Source organism: Gimesia chilikensis (assembly GCF_007744075.1).
GTDB classification, from domain to species: Bacteria; Planctomycetota; Planctomycetia; order Planctomycetales; family Planctomycetaceae; genus Gimesia; species Gimesia chilikensis_A.
Genome location: NZ_CP036266.1, coordinates 3542598 through 3560808, shown reverse-complemented (window position 1 = coordinate 3560808; position 18211 = coordinate 3542598). Strand labels below are relative to the sequence as shown.

General features: G+C 52.9%; 16 protein-coding genes and 1 tRNA gene. 4 read left to right on the top strand and 13 right to left on the bottom strand.

Annotated features, from left to right (window positions below):
• Positions 1–41: 41 nt before the first annotated feature.
• From HG66A1_RS13490 to HG66A1_RS13450, 9 genes are all read right to left on the bottom strand, one after another.
• A complete protein-coding gene (locus HG66A1_RS13490; RefSeq protein ID WP_145184597.1) occupies positions 42–554 on the bottom strand; it encodes a hypothetical protein in 513 nt (170 codons plus the stop codon).
• Between the two features lie 6 nt (positions 555–560).
• On the bottom strand, positions 561–968 hold the full coding sequence (locus tag HG66A1_RS13485) for a DUF695 domain-containing protein (RefSeq protein ID WP_197993943.1): 408 nt from the start codon (positions 966–968) through the stop codon (positions 561–563).
• A 192-nt stretch (positions 969–1160) separates the two neighbouring features.
• Positions 1161–1541 carry a hypothetical protein gene (locus HG66A1_RS13480; RefSeq protein ID WP_145184591.1) on the bottom strand — a complete coding sequence of 127 codons (381 nt, stop codon included), beginning with the start codon at positions 1539–1541 and terminating at the stop codon, positions 1161–1163.
• Positions 1542–1571: 30 nt separating this feature from the next.
• Positions 1572–1940, bottom strand: coding sequence for a VOC family protein (locus HG66A1_RS13475; protein WP_145184588.1), 369 nt, complete (start codon positions 1938–1940; stop codon positions 1572–1574).
• A 62-nt stretch (positions 1941–2002) separates the two neighbouring features.
• On the bottom strand, positions 2003–2362 hold the full coding sequence (locus tag HG66A1_RS13470) for a hypothetical protein (protein WP_145184585.1): 360 nt from the start codon (positions 2360–2362) through the stop codon (positions 2003–2005).
• Positions 2363–2902: 540 nt separating this feature from the next.
• Positions 2903–2975: transfer RNA gene (locus HG66A1_RS13465), tRNA-Phe, on the bottom strand.
• A gap of 224 nt (positions 2976–3199) precedes the next feature.
• Positions 3200–4561, bottom strand: coding sequence for an HD-GYP domain-containing protein (locus HG66A1_RS13460; RefSeq protein WP_145184583.1), 1362 nt, complete (start codon positions 4559–4561; stop codon positions 3200–3202).
• Between the two features lie 233 nt (positions 4562–4794).
• Entirely contained in the window at positions 4795–6048 is a 1254-nt protein-coding gene (locus tag HG66A1_RS13455) for a hypothetical protein (protein WP_145184580.1), read from the bottom strand.
• Between the two features lie 41 nt (positions 6049–6089).
• Positions 6090–6938 (bottom strand): sugar phosphate isomerase/epimerase family protein, encoded by an 849-nt coding sequence (locus HG66A1_RS13450; RefSeq protein ID WP_145184577.1) that lies wholly within the window; start codon positions 6936–6938, stop codon positions 6090–6092.
• A gap of 286 nt (positions 6939–7224) precedes the next feature.
• Between HG66A1_RS13450 and HG66A1_RS13445 the strand changes: the two genes are divergently transcribed.
• Both HG66A1_RS13445 and HG66A1_RS13440 read left to right on the top strand, forming a co-directional pair.
• Entirely contained in the window at positions 7225–7692 is a 468-nt protein-coding gene (locus tag HG66A1_RS13445) for a universal stress protein (RefSeq protein WP_145184574.1), read from the top strand.
• Between the two features lie 86 nt (positions 7693–7778).
• A complete protein-coding gene (locus HG66A1_RS13440) occupies positions 7779–9386 on the top strand; it encodes an SLC13 family permease (protein WP_145184571.1) in 1608 nt (535 codons plus the stop codon).
• 17 nt (positions 9387–9403) lie between these two features.
• Here HG66A1_RS13440 and HG66A1_RS13435 read toward each other — a convergent pair whose 3' ends face one another.
• Genes HG66A1_RS13435 through HG66A1_RS13425 form a run of 3 tightly spaced genes read right to left on the bottom strand, consistent with a single transcriptional unit; the run spans position 9404 to position 13680 of the window.
• Positions 9404–10783, bottom strand: coding sequence for a tRNA modification GTPase (locus HG66A1_RS13435; RefSeq protein ID WP_145184568.1), 1380 nt, complete (start codon positions 10781–10783; stop codon positions 9404–9406).
• 24 nt (positions 10784–10807) lie between these two features.
• Entirely contained in the window at positions 10808–12931 is a 2124-nt protein-coding gene (locus HG66A1_RS13430) for a YidC/Oxa1 family insertase periplasmic-domain containing protein (RefSeq protein WP_145184565.1), read from the bottom strand.
• 2 nt (positions 12932–12933) lie between these two features.
• Positions 12934–13680, bottom strand: a complete 747-nt coding sequence (locus tag HG66A1_RS13425) for a metallophosphoesterase family protein (protein WP_145184562.1) — start codon at positions 13678–13680, stop codon at positions 12934–12936.
• Positions 13681–14729: 1049 nt separating this feature from the next.
• Here HG66A1_RS13425 and HG66A1_RS13420 point away from each other — a divergent pair.
• Together HG66A1_RS13420 and HG66A1_RS13415 are read left to right on the top strand one after the other, a co-directional pair.
• Positions 14730–16127 carry a sigma-54-dependent transcriptional regulator gene (locus HG66A1_RS13420; RefSeq protein ID WP_145184559.1) on the top strand — a complete coding sequence of 466 codons (1398 nt, stop codon included), beginning with the start codon at positions 14730–14732 and terminating at the stop codon, positions 16125–16127.
• 257 nt (positions 16128–16384) lie between these two features.
• The gene (locus HG66A1_RS13415) at positions 16385–17515 is read left to right on the top strand and encodes a hypothetical protein (protein ID WP_145184556.1); all 1131 of its coding nucleotides are present in this window, start codon (positions 16385–16387) and stop codon (positions 17513–17515) included.
• A gap of 30 nt (positions 17516–17545) precedes the next feature.
• Here HG66A1_RS13415 and cmk read toward each other — a convergent pair whose 3' ends face one another.
• Positions 17546–18208: a (d)CMP kinase gene (gene cmk / locus HG66A1_RS13410; RefSeq protein WP_145184553.1), complete on the bottom strand. Its 663-nt coding sequence runs from the start codon at positions 18206–18208 to the stop codon at positions 17546–17548.
• Between the last annotated feature and the right edge of the window lie 3 nt (positions 18209–18211).

Here is an 18211-nt window from a genome sequence, read left to right as displayed (position 1 = left end):
TCACTCATCATCAGTAAGTAGAAACGGAGTCCATTCACCTGTTACTTCGGCTGTGCCGGCAAAGGCACATTCGCCTGCTGCAGCACACTGTTAAATGCGTCGACTGGTGAATCCGTAGGATTGAAGCCAGACTCCGGTTCGTCATGCGGATACCACCTGATATAGTAACACTGAAAACAGATTACAAAATCATGTTGCTCTCCATTCTGCTTCACCCGGATCCCGTGCCGGGGCGAGAAGCAGGCAGCGACGACCCCCGGATTCGCAGCCACACTTGCCTTCAACGATTCCAGCAATCTCTGCCGGGTCGCCTCGTCTCTGATCTCCACACTCCCCAGCACCTTCCAGCCATGAAACGTCTCGGGCTGCGCATCATCCGGTTCCACTTCCGGATCGAGGGAGAACAGCTCCCACTTTGGCGCCAGCCGCAACGCCGCTTCTGCCTCGGAAGGGAGTTTCGCTCCCGCAGGAGGCGCCGCCTCCTGGCAACTCCACAGCAGCAAGCATAGCCACAGCAGTCCGGCTCTCGACTGGAAAATTCCGCTCAGACTCATCGAAATTCACTCACCCACAAACGCATAATAGGAATCCCACCCCGGTTCTTCTTCTCCGACACACTGGACTTCATGTGAAGTGACTTCCGTCATCAGCCGCTTGTGGACGCCTGCGATATCAGTGTTAGGACGAACGTAGAAAATTACTTCACGCATACCCCCAGTGGTCAATACCAGTACCAATACGCCGTCACTACCCAGATATTCTTCCATCAGCTCTTCGATCTCGCCCAGCTGTTCCATCTCTTCTTCCCCGGGCAGACCTTCTGATGAGGGCGTATGCAAGGGCAGGGCAAAGCCAACCTTGATCGGAAATTCGCCTTTCAAATGACCATCCTGGACGGACGTGTTAAAGCGTACAAACAGTGGGTGACCTTCCCACTCAGTCTGGCCCACGGCCCATTGATCTTCCATCGGCTCTACTTTCTCAGATACAGATCCATTTTCTAATGACAGGAAATCCCAACGCCCTTTCATAGTACCTGTAAATGCGTTTCGTTCAAGTCGATTCCGACGCGATCCATTTTACATATCAGATAAAATCAGTCTGGGGATCAGCAGCAGCACGGATAGCCACTTCATTCGGCACTGAAATCGGAAGAGACTTTAATCGAAGAACACACTGCCCTCACGCACGAACTTGCTGTCTTCGAGGTCAAACGAAGTCTTGGGCTCAGTATCCCCGCCTTTCGGCAGTTCGATCGTCACTGGTTGATCGGTCACGGGAACCCGGCAAAGATAGACGGTATAGCCTCCTTCGACTTCGTGGGTGTACTCAAAGAGTAACTCACCCTCTTTGTGTCCCAGCGTTTCTACAGTCACCGATCCCAGTGGAAAGCCATAACTGATTTTTCGTTTTGCATCGACAGCCGGATTGATCGTAATCACGCCGGAAGCTTCATCAAACGAAATCGCAGGCCCGGGAGAGGGAGTGCTCCTTGAGCATCCTGCGAGCAAGAGTAACAGTAGGATGATTCGTCTTTTCATAACGAAACCCAATAACACAACTGCAACAACTCAATCTGTATTTTCCGCAATCCGCCACAATACGCCGGAGGGGTCATACAGTACAAAGTCCCGCATCCGCCAGGGGCGTTGTTCCGGCTCGGTCACTACCACGCCATACTTCTCGGCAATCTGCTGTTCCCGGACATGCGCACGCCAGTCGTCGACATTCTCAACCGAGAGATGCATCATGAAATTCTCTGCCAGCGCTTTGACATAAAAGTTCTGCAACAGAAACGTGCAATTACCACAATGCAGATAGGCCAGTTCATCCGAAGACCAGGGAATCTGAAAACCAAGATCCGAGTAAAAGCGTTTGGAAAGTTCAAAGTCCTGCGCAGGCACAAATGCTTTCAGTTCGAGCGTTTCGAGATTTCTCATGTCTTGCCTCATAGAACGCTATGATAATTCCAGCAAGGGATAACTTAGCATCAAGTCGGGTACTAATCACCGTCATTTGAATTGACGATTTTGGTCACTGTAATTTCCGCAGGCCAGAGTGAAAAATGCCCGCAGCCATCAAAGCCTTTTTCTGGAACAGACAGTCTACCTTCAACCCGCACATGACGGCCGTCAAACTCTTGTAACCATTGTTCGTTTTGCTTCATGGCCGCTAAATCGAAGTTTACCCAGATACTGGATTGATGCGTGCCTACCTTCTCTGAATGGCACTCAGATTTTGGGATGTGATTAATACATGTTCCTTCAAAATCTAACGACAATGCTCCCACCAGATTTACCATTTGACCATTCAGTTCGATTAGTCGATCCAGTGCGGCGTTTACCGAGATCGGGTTCAACATTACTATGGTCCCTCTTCCAATAAACCATGGTTTTTCATGGCTCACGCAGACCACAACCTGTCGACTGCAAGAGTGACACTTGAATTCCCAACATTCAGGAAGCGGTGGCAGACAGTAAAAACAGGGACTGCCAGTTTCGATTATTTCGTTGACTTGAATATTGGAAAATGACTGCGCACAAAACTGGCAGTCTTGAGATGAAATCCACGCTTGCAGATCAGATTTTAGAATCAGACAACCCCCATCAATAATTGTGATTCATCTAAAAAACGCTGTAGAAAAATAGTCCTGTCAACAACATCGGCACAACTCATATTTGCTCTACCAAGAAATGATTCGCGAACTGAAATGCTTTGACGCCAGCAGCATCTAAACAAAAATATCGTAACAGAATCAGACCGTCCGTCAACAAAGAAGCCCTTGCTCACAACCCCGGGATCAGGTTGTTCAGACCAGGCGAATCTGGTGAGGGCAGGGCGCAAAAAAACGAGCGGGAATATCAAAAGACATTCCCGCTCGGCGTCGTTTTCAGGTTAAAAGTGGGCACGGGCGGGATCGAACCGCCGACACCAGGATTTTCAGTCCTGTGCTCTACCAACTGAGCTACATGCCCTTCGTTTCCGCTTTGAAATCACTGGCGTTAACTCCCTGTGAATTCATCGCTTAATGGAAGCGAGATGGAAATATAAGCCATTCCGCGATCAGTTTCAAGCATAACCACCGTTTCTGATTCAGGAATCGTCAGTTTTCCCGGAGAAGTGGATCTGGCTCTGCAAATATCGACAGTTTCACGGCTTATGAGGTTCGGATTAGCAGCAATTTAACGGTCAGGGCAGCTTAAACCTGTCCGTAAAACAGTTCGGATGTCAGTTCGATCTCATCTTTTCCAGGGGTGGGCAGGGCCTGATCAATCTCCAACTCACTCTGGCGGAGATCAATAATGCAATTCGGATCCAGGGGATCGGCCTGTTTGCCATCCGCGGTCTGGATGATCTGTACGATCGGACTCGTATAATTTTCCCCATTGCGACGGATCACGCGAGCCGCACTTCCATCCGTCAGGGTGACGAAACTTCCCACCGGAAACAACGAGAGCAGGTTCAACAAGGCTCGCATCGCTGAAGAATCAATCATTTTTTCGTTCGTCAGACGCAGCATGTGCTCCATCGCCGCGTAAGGCATCAGGGCAGGGCGGTCCTCACGGGAACTGGTCAGCGACACATAGCAATGGGCCACATTTAAGATCCGGGCGAACAGGTGAATCATTTTCTGACTTCGCTGCCGGGGGTAACCCAGTCCGTTCGGCTGTTCGTGTACCTGGTAACAGACGACCGGCACAATACTCGGAATCCCTGCCACATCTTCCAGCATTTCCAGAGAAAAGATGGGATGCTTCTGCATTTCCATCCGCTCCAGTGGATCGAGCTTACGACGCCATTTACCGATTTTCGCCTGTACTTTGACCATGCCCCAGTCGTGGACCAGCCCACACAGGCCGATGTTTCTTACGTTGGTTTCATCCAGGTTCAGTTCGGCACCAATCGCCATGCCTAACAGCGACATCTGCAAACAGTGCTGCGACAGGGTTTCGTCTTTTCCCGCCTCTGTTGCTACGGAAATCACGCTGTCTGCGTCAGCAGTCAGTTGTGTCAGATAACTGGCCGCCATGCTGGTGATTTGCGAACCGCTGGGAGTTGTCCCACTCAGGGCGCCGCGCATCATTCCATCCAGTGATTCACCGAACTTTTTCTGCTGCTCGAACAGATGCTCGCGATGCTTCTGGTCATACCCTTTACAGCCATGTACCACCATCGAATCGCGGAGTGCCGGTCCGGTATTGGCAACAAACATGGACCCTGATTCGATTAACCGGTCCAGTTTTTCTGTCAACTCAGTAGAAAAGATCCCCTGGCTGGCACCGTCGACCAGCGGATTTCCCGCCAGTGCATTCAGGCTCACTGTAGCAGCATCGTCGCCGTGCAGTTCCACATGACTCTGTTTGCGCTCGCGCAATAAATCTTTGAAGCGTGAGGTAATCACGGAACCTTCAGCCAGCAGGAGCACACCATTCGCATCATGGATCGGATTTTGAATCGTGCGTCCCACGATCAGATCTTCTACACGAATCGCAACGGTCTCCTGATTTCCCGCTGTATCACTTTGAGTGAGTCCTGTTTTTTCCTGAATTTCTGTAATCATAATCGGAACCTGAGCGAACCATAAAGAAATACTGATGAAACCTGACAGCTTTGAGCGTCTGTGTGAGCCGCCGGTCACAACATGGTTCTCCTGAGTAGAGACTTATTTCAACTCTAGGTCAGAATTCTGCTCCCTCACCTGAGGAGGGATATCCGTGGCAAAAATCTCATTCAGGTCCTGACTGTTATAACAGTCATGCTGTTTCGCCAGAAATCACCTAAGGGTTTTACCTGCTAACAGATAGGCAAAACAGGCGTGAGCAGGCTTTCGAGTTGCTGCAGCACCTCTGCTTCACTGAGCTGAGGTGTGGCAATCAGTGCACGTAATGGAAGCGGTGTTCCGTCAAAGCGGTAGAGGGAACCGGCTGAATGAATCCCAGAGATACCCGTCGGGATGAAGACTTCCGGCTCAAGGTCGCTCAGAGGAGCAGGGCCGACGTGAATCAGCGGGATCTGTTGCAACTCCTGCAGGGCCAGCTCCGAAAGTCCCGTCAAAGGTGCATCACCGATCAGCAGACAGACATCAGCCTCTTTCTGTTCCAGCATGCGAACAGTTGCATATTCACAGGGAGAAAAACGCGGATACCCGACTGCAAAGTTCACCGCCGCCGCATAACCTGTCTGCCAGGCCAGCACCGATTCGGCCCCTTTTGCAGCCCCCGAAGCAGGAACATTGATGGTATGACAGCGACGTTCAGACTGAATCTCACGGGCCAGTAATGAAAGTGCTTCCAGCTTACGATGGAACAGGTGATCTCCAGAGGTAGCAGGTCCGAAAAAAATCACGATATAGCGACTCTGCCGAATCAGCGCTGCCAGTGATTCCAGTTCTCCGGCTGACAGACCTGGGGAGACCTCCCCATTCAGCTCAATCCCTCTGAGCAGTGCCCGCAACCGCCAGAGGGTTTCGAATTCCCCCTCAACAGGAACACGGAGTGCAAGATCAACATCAGCACTTGCATCTGACAGGGAAGAACCAACGGTGACGATTTTCCGTGAAATCGGGTCGGTCCCGGAATTCAGGGTCTGCTGGTGATGCGGATTCGTCCGTAGACTCTCCGCGTTCCAGTAGATAATCAGATCCGCACGACTACGCACTTCTCCCAGGGTGCAGGAAGCTTCCCCCACCTGCTGGAGTGCACGCGTAGAGTCTGAAGCACCGCTGTCGATCGTGGCTCCGATTCGATCCGCCAGACTGATGGCAGCCCGTTGCGCTTCGGTCGCGGATTGTCCCATACCGAACAGCAGGGGAGAAGTCGCAGTTTGAATCAGCTCTGCAGCGCGAGTCAAAGCAGCTTCCTGAGACGCTTCAGCGCCTCTGATCAGAGGCTGTAACTGATTCGTCTGGCGGGAGCGCGCAAACCACGCCTGCCCCTGGGGGCAGGTGGTCTGCACGTCTAGTATCTGTTGGCCGTCTGTCGTGACCTGGATGTCATCGCAGACGCAGCAACATCCGGCACAGGTCACATCTTCAAACACGTTCTTCACAAACAGTCTCCGCCAGCAGTTTCAGGGGAAACAGGCAGCATTCAGGCCAGTTGTTCTTTCAACTCTGTCAACAAAGCGACCGCTTTGCCGATATCAGCCTTCTGCTGATCCCGCTGCTCGGGAATCTCCCGTTCAATGGTCAACGGGCCAGTGTAACCGATTTCATCGAGAGTCCGCAGGTATGTTCCCATGCCAACATCACCGTCCCCCAGAGGCACTTCTGCTCCCCAGGCCACGCCACGTTGATCTTCAGGAGCCCAGGTGGCATCCTTGCAGTGCACACTGCCGACCAGATGGCCGACCCGCTTCAGAGCAGCAATCGGATCGCCCGTCCCGTACAGAATCATGTTCGCGGGATCAAAGTTGATTTTAAGATTGTCACGAGCCACATCACCGATGAAATCAAGCAGATGATCGGCGCTTTCCTGCCCGGTTTCGAGGTTCAGATTCTGGCCGTTCACTTTGACATGATCCAGCAGATCCTGGGTGGTTTTCACCAGATCTTTGTAATCGTCGCATTCACGATCTTCGGGAACAAAGCCAATGTGCAGCGCCACGGTATCGCAACCCAGCTGTTTGGCGAAATCGGAAATCTCTTTCATCTCTTCCGTGCGGGCGGCCCGGGTTTCGGCTGGAACCAGCCCTACGGTCTTCTTCGTCGTTTCAATATCTGCGTAGCTTTCACCTTCAAAACCACCGAAGACGCAGGTCAACTGAATGCCGGCATCATTACATTTCTTCATGAATTCGTCGGCGAGTTCTTTCGACCGAGTCTCCGCATGGGGTGCATGAATCTGAATCGTGGGGATTCCTAATTCCTGGACGACATCGAAGTGTACCCCCAGTCCCGCGTCGACGGATGCGAATACACCAATAGGCCATTTTTCCATTCTTTTGCCTCCCCGATTGATTGTTTCTCTAGGTCTCAAATTGTTCGGTTTTCATTACAAAACAGGCCCCCGCCTCTCGGGAGCCTCAACTCATCATAAGGAGATCATCCCGGTTTCACAAACCACGACCTCGGTTTCTTAACAAAAAAAAGAAACACTTTTTCGAATGTCGTTTCCCGCTTCCCCCGTCTATTGTTTCCCGCACGACTCCCCTTATAATGGAGCCTGCTTGCAATGATTGCCCCTGAATAATTTAGTCGGCCCGGCCACTGAAAGGATACCGCTCATGATTGAAATCAATAAAATCCTCATCCCCACAGACTTCAGTGAACCCTCTCAGGCCGCTACTCAATACGCTGTCGAACTGGCACGGAAATTCGATGCCCAGCTGCATCTGCTGAACGTGATTGAAGACCCCATTGTCTACATGCCCATGTTTGAAAGCTATGCACTTCCGCCCAAGGAAGACTTCGAAAACTTCGCCAAAACCCGACTCGAAAACTGGATCCTGGACGAAGATAAAGAAGGGCTCGACCTGGTGACCCACTGGGTTCACGGCAACCCGTTTGTCGACATTCTGAAGTACGCGAAAAAAGAAGACATCGACGTCATCGTGGTCGGCACACACGGTCGTTCCTTCACCGCGCACCTCCTGCTCGGAAGTGTAGCAGAGAAGGTCGTGCGGAAAGCCCCTTGTCCGGTACTGACCGTCCGCCCCAAAGGACACCAGTTCATTCATCCGGCACAGGACTAATCCTGATTCGGCACGCTGACTTAACCTGTTGACAGTGCCTGCTCCCTGCGGAGCGCGCCTGCTGATAACTCAGGGATACTCTCTACGTGATTGGCGACGCATCACACACTTCAGAAAGCCGGATTCCCTTCTACGGTAAACTGTTCAGCCTGATCGCGTTTGTGATCATTCTGAATCTGCCGACGCCGGACGACATGTCCTCCGCTGCGCAGCGCCTGGCTGCGGTGACCGCGCTGATGGCGATCCTCTGGATGACGCAGGCACTACCCATTGCCGTTACCAGCCTGGTTCCGCTGTTTGCCTTTCCGCTGTTCGGTATCCAGAACCCGGCGACGGTCAGTCAGGCTTATATTAATCAGAATATCTTTCTGTATATGGGTGGGTTCATTATCGCGCTGGGCATCGAAAAATGGGGCGTCCATCGCCGCATTGCCCTGCATACGATCAATGTCGTCGGATCGAGCCCCCGCCGGGTGGTACTGGGGTTCCTGTTCGCGACCGGCTTTCTTTCGATGTGGATCAGTAATACCGCCTCAACGCTGCTTATGCTCCCTATCGGCATGGCGATCATCGGTTCCATGTCCGAACTCTCACTGTTCGATTCCAACGTCGATTCTTCCAAAGCCATACGCCATTTTTCAGTCGCACTGCTGCTGGGCATCGCATATTCCGCCAGCATCGGCGGTGTCACCACGCTGATCGGCACGCCCACCAATATCGCCTTTCAGCAGATCTGGCTGGCTCAGTTTCCGCAAGGCCCGCAACTCTCGGCAGGGGAGTGGATGATCATGGTTGTCCCGTTCGGGGTGACCTTTATTATGATCACCTGGCTGGTTCTCTGCTGGAGAATGCCTTCGCTTTCCAGTTCTAAAACCTCCTCCCGAGATATCATTCAGGAACAGATTCAGAAGCTGGGACAGCCCACCCGCGCAGAAGCCCTGATGCTGTTCGTCTTCGCGACCACCGCTATTCTGTGGGTCACGCGAAAACCATTGATCTTTGGTGAATGGGAGCTGCTGGCCGGCTGGGAACAGTTACCGATTCACTTCCTCAAGAAGTGGGGCATCCCCGCGGATCAGGCTTCAAGCTGGGTCCACGATTCGACCGTTGCCATGGGGATGGCGATTCTGATGTTTGCCATTCCTGCCCGGAAATCCGAAACGGGGCAGACGGAATATCTCATGGACTGGGAGACCGCAGAACGACTGCCCTGGGGCGTCCTGCTGCTGATTGGCGGCGGCTTCGCCATTGCGGGCGCTTTTAAATCGACCGAACTCTCCGACTGGGTCGGGCATGTCTTCTCGCAGGTAATCGCCGGCTGGCCCGCCTGGGCTCTGGTTCTGGCCGCCTGCCTGATGCTGACCTTCCTGACCGAATTCACATCGAACATCGCGACCGTCAATACGGTGCTGCCGATCCTGGCTGCCACCGCGGTCAGTCTGGAAATCGATCCCCGGCTGATCATGATTCCCGCAGCGATCTCGGCCAGTTGCGCGTTTACCATGCCGATCGCTACGCCCCCGAACGCGATTGTCTTTGCTTCGGGAAAAATCAAGATGTCCGACATGCTGACTTACGGCATCATCCTGAATCTGATCGGCGTATTCCTGCTCACGGCCTTCATGTTCTTCTACTTCATTCCGCAAATGGGTATCCAGCCCGGAACTGTGCCGGACTGGCTTCACGCCCGCTGACTGTCTGATGCGACAGCTTATTTACCGATGCAGAACTTGCTGAAGATACGATCAAGGATGTCGTCGGTATAAACCTGGCCGACGATCTGCCCCAGATGCTGCAGGGATTCGCGTATTTCAATCGCCACCAGTTCTTCTCCGAGTTGCAGTTCGGCGGCTTCTTCCGCGGCTCCCAGAGATTCACCTGCTGCCCGCAGGCTTTCTCGACACCGTGATGCGGTGGAGCCGATCAGATGCCTCCCCCCGCGATGCGTCTCAGACAGCCGTTCCAGAATCTGATCCTGCAGAGCTTCCAAACCAGTCCCCTCCGCAACACTGATCTCCAGGTCGGCCTCTATAGAATGAGCTTCTACAGGGGCAGGGGAGAGATCGCATTTCGTTCGCACCGTCAGCACATTGCGAACGGCTGCCAACTGATCGCGCTGACGGCGGTCCTCGACTCTCAGTTCAGGCGTCAAATCAGCGGCCGTGCACCAGACCACCAGATCCGCCTGTTGCGTCTGTGCCTGACGAAAGTTCTGAGCACTGACTGAAATTTCATGGGCGCCCGTTTCCAGGCCGGCGGTATCAATCAGGTGGATACTCTGACCTTTCCACTTAAGAGGTGTCACCAGGTAATCGCGGGTGGTACCTGCGATGTCCGACACCAGTGCGGCTTCCGCATCCCCGACCAGCGCGTTATAAAGTGTGCTCTTGCCTGCATTAGGCAGCCCCGCCAACACCAGAGACAGACTTCCGGTCGACTCCATCCGCTGTGCCGAGTCGGCATACAGTTGCTCGCAGAACTCGCGAATGCCTTCCAGACGGGTAACCAGCGTCACGCGGTCTATGAATTCGATGTCTTCCTCGACAAAATCGAGCCCCGCTTCCAGTTCGGCCAGCAGTTCCAGCAGTTCGATGCGTGCCCGCCCGATCCGGGTCGAGACACCGCCCGCCAGCTGACTGAGTGCCAGGTTCAGCTCTTCATGATCGTGAGCATCAATCACCCCCAGTACCGCTTCGGCCTGCATCAGATCGACGCGTCCTGCCAGAAAGGCCCGCAACGTGAATTCTCCGGGCCGCGCCATGCGGGCACCGCGGGAAGCGATCTGCTCAATGGCGGCTTCCAGCAGAGGGGGAGAACTAACGGTATGAAATTCCGCCAGCGGCTGACCGGTAAAGCTCCGCGACGTCGGCCAGTAATAGAGTGCACCGGGCAGGCGGGTTTCGGAACCTGCCAGTTGCAGAGTTCCCGGATACCGCTGCGAGCGCGTGCTTTGCTGCCAGTCCGTTTCCGCATCAAAGCAGGCTGACAGACAGGGCAGAATCTCACGACCACTGATGCGAATCAGGCCGGCTGCGCCTGCTCCGGGCGCAGACGCCAGTGCCACTATCGTATCGTCAAACTGCAGATTCATGTCGCGTCTCTCAGGACGTCCTGACTATCGACGTTTCTTGGACTTCTTCCCGTTGCCTTTGTCGCGGGAATTCTGATCACGCTGTTTTTCATTCAGCGCTGCCTGGGCCTGAGCCTGGTCGGCAACCTCCTGCAAGCGGGCAAACCAGCCTTTTTTCGCAGGCTGTTCTTCTTTGTCCGTCTTCTTCTTATTAGGAGATGACTTCTTCGTCTCAGCCGTGACTTCGATCACATTCGGATCGGCACTGGTCGCGGGATGACGTTTGGCCTGGAAATCCAGCAGCTTCCGCTCACAGATCCCCCACAAACTGGAGGCAATGAAGTACACACACAAACCGGCCGGCACGCGGTAGAACAGGAAGCCCATCGCAATCATCATGTAGTTCATGATCTTGTGCTGCAGTTCCTGATCTTTATCAGTCGGAGGCGGCATGAACAGCTTCTGCTGGACCACAAACAGTCCTACAGTAATCAATGGCAGCAGGTTGAAGTTATCTCCCAGAACCGGCAGATTGAATGGCAGCTTGAACAGGGCATCCGGAGCAGCCAGGTTGTCGATCCAGAGGAACGGGGTTCCCCGCAACTGGACGGCGTTGTTCAACGCGGTATAAAGACCAAAGAAAATCGGCAGTTGCAGGAAGATCGGCAGACAGCCAGCCAGCGGGTTGTAGTTGTTCTTGCTGAACAACTCCATCTGCGCCCGGCCCAGTTTCTCGCGATCATCGCCATATTTCTTTTTCAGCTCGGCGATCTGCGGTTGCAGCTCTTTCATCTTCTGAGCACCTACGGCCTGCTTACGCGACAGGGGATACAGACTTCCCCGCACAATCACAGTCAGGCAGACGATGGCGATCCCGTAAGACAATCCAATGCTGTGCAATGTCGTCAGCAGCCACAACATCAGTTTGGCTACCGGACCGAAAAAACCGAAGTCCATGATCTCGGTCGCCTTCAACGGCGGTCCGAGCAACGATTCCCGTTTGGGGCCGGCATACAGAGCATAGCTGTGCTCGGTCTCACCGCCGGCGGGCAGTTCGATTTCATCAGAATTGATTTTGACCGTGATGCGGCTCTGTTCTTCGGTTTTCACATTCTGCTGGATGAGCACCGGCTCGACGCTGGCAGAATAATTCGAACGCATCTCACCATTGACCAGTTCCGGCTTATAGTTTTTCCCATCCGGAGTAATCAGGGCGGCAAAATATTGAACGTCCACGCCGGCGAATTGAAACGCCCGCGTGTATTTCTCGACGTTCTGTTCCTGAACCTCTTCAATAATGTCTGCTGCGTATAAGGTCGTGGTGTCGACGCTCATATCGTTCTGCAGAAATCCAATGCGGAGATCGCGGAACTTACGCGTATTGTCTGCGTTCTCCAGCGGAATTCCCACGGGACCCAGCAGCTGATAATCCAGCGTCTGCCCCTGAGAACCTTCGTTGATCAGTTTGAGATCAAAGTGAATCAGGTAACCGGCCTGCTGGGTATTGCGAAACTCGCGAAAGTCCTCTCCTTCCGGAACCGGATATTTTTTCAGACTGAATACCTTCTGCACTTCAATACTCCCATCCGGAGCACTGAGTCCCAGGCGGACTGAATGAATGATTCCGTCGGCATCTTTCACTTCTTCCAGCACCTTCCAGTCAGCGCGACGGGTATTGGTGAGGAAGGGGGCCAGTTTCTGGTCCAGCTGTTTCATCTCGATCTGTAAAGACCGTGACACCTCTTTGGCACCACTGAATTCCCCCAGGACCTGCAACTGTTTCTTGTTATCATCCAGATCCCTGTAGAGTGGATCGTTCAGAGAGGCTTCCAGGACGGCAGCCCCCTGAGTCGTGATCTTCGCCTGCAGAAAGTAGCCTGAGTCCGAATCAAGCGAACCGAGTACAATTGTCCGATTGGGATTGCGGGCAAAACCGGCTTTCTGTTCTTCCGGCTGTTCGGGCAACGGCTTGACTTCGCCGTTAGTCGGCGGCTTTTTCGCGACCAGGGGCAGATCGGGATCCTGCTCATCCTGCACAGGCGCGTTCTCAGCCTGCTGTTCTGCGACAACCTGAGGACGGGGAGCAATGCGGGGGACAATGAACATCTGCCAGAAAAAGATGACTGTGGCAGACAGTACTACAAAGAGTAAAAGTCGTTTTTGTTCCATGATTATCGACCGTCACGCAGACGATCGCCCAAAAAGTTATCTAAATCAGGAATTTCGTAAATCTTCTCGGCGGTCGTGTTGAAATCGTATTCAACCCGGCAGAAGGTCACCTTCTCATCATCAATGATGACATAAGAGGAGCGGCTGTCTGCGTCACGAGGCTGTCCCACCGAACCGACATTCACCAGGAACTTCTCTTCGCCAAATGAGTAAACGTAATCGATCTCATCCGGAGCAAGGAAATTCATGCTTTCTGTGAAAATGCCGGGAATATGAGTGTGTCCCTGGAAACAGTACTGGTCGACCAGACCAAAAATACGTTCCATTTTCCGCTGGTTATAAATGTCTTCCGGGAAGACGTATTCGTTTAGCGGGTTACGGGCGGAACCGTGCACGAACAGCAGTTTGTCTTCGCGAATCATCCGCGGCAGTTCGCCCAGAAAATCCCAGCGATCCTGGTTTTTATTGGCATCACCCGTCTCCAGCATCTTCCGAGTCCAGAAGATCGCACGTTCGGCACCGGCATTGAAACCCTCCGGATCAAACAGGGCTGCCTGATCGTGGTTCCCCAGCAGAGACTTCTTACATCGTTGTCTGACGAGATCGATGCATTCCCGCGGATTGGGTCCATATCCGATGATATCACCCAGGCAATAAATCTCGCTGATCTCACGGCGATCAATGTCAGCCAGGACAGCTTCCAGCGCCTCGAGATTACCGTGAATATCACTAATTATCGCTCTTAACAACGGACAACTCCCACTTTGTTTGACCGGGAATACCAGTTCGAAAGACTATCCAGGCAGGTTGCTTTTTACGGAGCATGACCACCCGAAGTTCTCATCAGAAATAAAACTGCGACGGGTCAGATCTGTCAAAACAGACATGAATGCATACACACAATGAAACACCGCCACGGCACCGCGAAAGAAAAGCAGCGATAACATGCAACGGGACACTGAGTCTGACCGGGTCTGACAAAAGATCACTACAGCTCTGAGAGACCGTCCAAAATCTTTCCACCAAAGTCCCAATAGTAGCAGTACAGGGGCACCATCTCAAGGCTCTGTTTACAGTTATCATTCGTTACCTGTCAGTAAATCTTCTGATTTCATCTCTGCTGAATGCCTTCAAAAAACAACATTGCCTCATTCATGACTGAAAAACACACCAAAACTCTCCCAGATCACCAAAATCGGTGATGATTTCTCTCCCCGGATTGAGCCAAAACATAGGAAACTGGGATAAAACTGGCTAAATAGCGTTTCAAATGGCGAAATCAGGGATTGTACCGACTTTCAGGCCTGAAGCAGTTCTGCGGGGCAATTGAGCCACTGCAACACAGTGCGAGATCCACTGCGATCCCTGCAAGCGGCATGATCCAACCATCGCTTCCGCCAAGCAGTGGTCACATTAACAGTTTCCTGAACCTCAAAGATGCAACCGAGGAACAGCTGCTTCCCAAAATCAACAGCCGCGTCGCTCCCGATGTTGCCTGCAGGAAACTGTGGTCTATGTTTTGGTACCCCTTCATCATGATTGTCTCCCAGTTTTCAACTCGGGTCTTACCGTTCGCCGGGATGGCGGACCAGAAGCCTGACTTGAAACCCGGTCTCTTCACATGCTCCCTGGAGCAGGTGAGCGATTCCACTACCTGCGCTGTCGAACCGTCTGGACGGTTGCTGACAGTGTCAGACACTGGTTCCAGTGAGATCCAACACACAATTAATTTTAGTTCATCAAATCGGTTGTACGACGATTACAACGCTACAAGCACCTTTTGGCGAGACATAAATCAATGAAGACAAATTCAGGCTCATTACTGGTAGTTGATGACGACCAATACATTCTGGAAGCCATGGCAGACTATCTGCGTAGTCTGGGGCACCGTACAGAGACCTCTCTAACCTGCCTCGATGCCATCGAACGACTGAAAGAATTTCCGTTTGAAGTCGTGATCTGTGATGTCAACCTGCCGGATCAGGATGGATTCCATCTGCTGGAGTGGGTTGAGCAGAATGCCCCCGACACCGCCGTAATTATGCTCACCGGATACGGCACGATCGAAAGTGCAGTCGAAGCAATCCGCCTCGGGGCCTTCGAATATCTCACCAAGCCGGTCATTGATGAAGAACTCAGCCTGACCATTGAACGCTGCCTGGATCAGCGACAGGTGGTCGAAGAAAACAAATCACTTAAAAAACAACTCGATCAGCGCTATGGCCTGTCCAACATTGTCGGACAGGACTACAAAATGCAGAAGATGTTCGATCTGATCGAAAGCGTCGCCGATACGCGCACCACAGTTCTGATTCTGGGAGAGAACGGAACCGGTAAGACTATGACGGCCCGTGCCATTCATCAGTTGAGCGATCGTGCCAACAAACCATTCGTCGAAGTCGCCTGTGGGGCACTGCCCGACACACTGCTCGAAAGCGAATTGTTCGGACACAAAGCCGGTTCGTTTACCGGAGCGACTCACGACAAAATTGGTAAGTTCCTTCAGGCCGACGGAGGCACACTCTTCCTGGATGAAATCGCGACCGCTTCTCCCAGCCTGCAGGTCAAACTGCTGCGTGTTCTACAGGACCGTGAGTTTGAAGCTGTCGGCGATAACAAAACACACTCCGTGGACATCCGCCTGATTCTGGCCACCAACCAGGATCTGGAAGAGATGGTGGCGAAAGGGGAATTCCGGCAGGACCTCTACTACCGTGTTAACGTCATCACACTCACCCAGCCGGCATTGCGAGAACGCATGAGCGACATCCCGCTGCTGGTGGAACATTATCTTAAGGTTTACAACGAACAGATCGGGAAATCGATCAAAGGTTTCGATCCTTCCGCCATGCAGGCCCTGCTGAAATATTCCTGGCCAGGCAACGTGCGAGAACTGATCAACGTCATCGAACGCTCTGTGGTCCTCTCCAAAGGGGAGTACATCCGCGTACACGATCTGCCCGAGCAGATTCGTCAGGAACAGTCCTATTCGCTCTCTACAGAAACCAGCAGCGGCGGACGCAGTTCACTGAAAAATGCCCTCGCCAATCCCGAGCGACAGATCATCATCGAAGCACTGGAAGCCAACGGCTGGAACCGACAGAACACTTCCAAAGCCCTGGGTATCAACCGAACTACGCTTTATAAGAAGATGAAAAAATACGAGATCGACTTCGAAAAACAGTTGATGCACTAAGCACGCACGAACTGCAAATCAACTGAAGCTATACTGGTTCTTCTGAATCTCCTGAACCAGAAAGCACGCCTCACTGGCGTGCTTTTTTTACGCCAGCAGCAAAAGCGGTATAACCTTCAAATCAGAAAAAACGAATAAAGTTGCACTTATATACCTGTTTTCACATTTCGGAACTGCCGATATCTGAAGAGACAATTGAGTGTTTCTGACGAAACAACCCAAAAATACAACAGTCTCATTTTCAGGAGGGGGAAGAGATGAGGTTTGCGCTGGTTTTCTATTCCATGCTCGTTATCCACATCTGCGGATCGGCAATTTCTGCCGAAGAACCAGCAGCACCCAAGTCCATTGAAGAAGTCTTTCGTGAACTCGAACCTGCGCCGGCTCCTCCTCTGACAGATCCCGCAACTCCAGCGCAACTCCCCCTGGATTCCCAGGTCGAAGCAATTACTGCACCTACTGCTCAGCCTGCAGCCTGTCCTGGTGGAACGGGCTGTAACTGTGGTACCTGTAATTGCCAGACTCCGGTCTGCAGCTGTGAATCCTGCCAGACCTGTACGCTCTGCGATCGCATTCCTCTACTGAATCGCTTTCCCAGCGATCGCTGTTTTGAAGACTTCGTGATGCCGGTCAGCAATCCGGTCTGGTCCATCGATCCCCGCTCGCTGACTTATGTCAGGGGCATCTTCATCAATCAGATGATTGATTCTCAAACACCGGTTCTGGGGGCAGGGGACCTGCAGGTTTACGCACTTCAGCTGGGAGTCGCGCTCAACGAACGCCTCTCAGTCATCGCCGTCAAAGACGGTTATAACACCCTGCAGACACGGGGAATCGGCAACCGAACCGGCTGGTCTGATATCGGTCTGGGACTGAAATACGTTCTGGTCCGCGATGTGGAAAACCAGTTCCTGCTGTCGGGGGGACTGATTTACGAAGCAACTAACGGCAGTTCACGCGTCTTCCAGGGGAATGGCGACAGTGTCTGGACTCCGTACCTGTCGATCGGTAAGCAGATTGGTTGCGGGCACCTTATCGCCTCCACCGGTTATCACGTTCCCGGAGATACGGCTGAAGAATCGCAGTCGATTTACTACAGCGTGCACTACGATCACCCGGTAACCAGCAAACTCTCTGCACTGGCTGAGTTGAACGGCATCGTCTACACCAAAAGTGGTCAGGCTCTCCCTCTGAATATCGAAGGAGGCGACTGGATCAACCTGGGTTCATCCAGTGTCGCTGGAAACAACGTCCTGACATTCGCCTTCGGGGCCGACTACCGATTTAATAAGTGTCTGTCATTCGCAGCTGCCTGGGAATTCCCGCTGTCCAACAGAAAAGATCTGCTCGACAGCCGCACGACTGCCACTTTGACTCTGATGTTCTAATAACAGTTTCAATCGAGATCGGTTCGGTATTTAATCGGCTGATGCAGCCTGACGCTTACGAACTGTCTGCTCAAGCTGATCCAGGACTTCCTCGATTGAAAGCTGAGATGTATTGATTTCCACCGCATCGTCGGCCGGTTTTAACGGGGCGACGGTGCGGCTTTCATCCCGCTGATCGCGCTGGTGGATCTGCTGCAGTATCTCTTCCCGGGTAATCTCCTGATCCTGTCCCTGCATTTCATCAAAGCGACGTCGGGCCCGTTCTTCAGGGTCGGCAATCAGAAAGAACTTACACAACGCATCTGGAAACACCACCGTCCCCTGATCGCGGCCTTCGCTGACAATATTTACTCCTTCGGCCGCCTGTCGCTGTAAATCCACCAGTGCTTCCCGAACCACAGGATATTGTGCGACCTTTGACGCCGTTTCCGAGACCTCTGCGGTCCGAATTGCCTGGGTGACATCCTCACCGTTCAAGATCACATGAGCGTCAGCAAAGGTAATACGAATCTGCTGACTGACGTCGCCGACGGACTTTGAGTCTGCTGGATCGATGCCCTGGTTCAGGACCGCCAGAGCCACACAACGATACATGGCCCCGGTATCCAGGAACTCGAAACCCAATCGCTGAGACAGCCCCCGTGCCGCAGTACTTTTACCCGATCCTGCAGGACCATCAATCGTCACGATCATCTG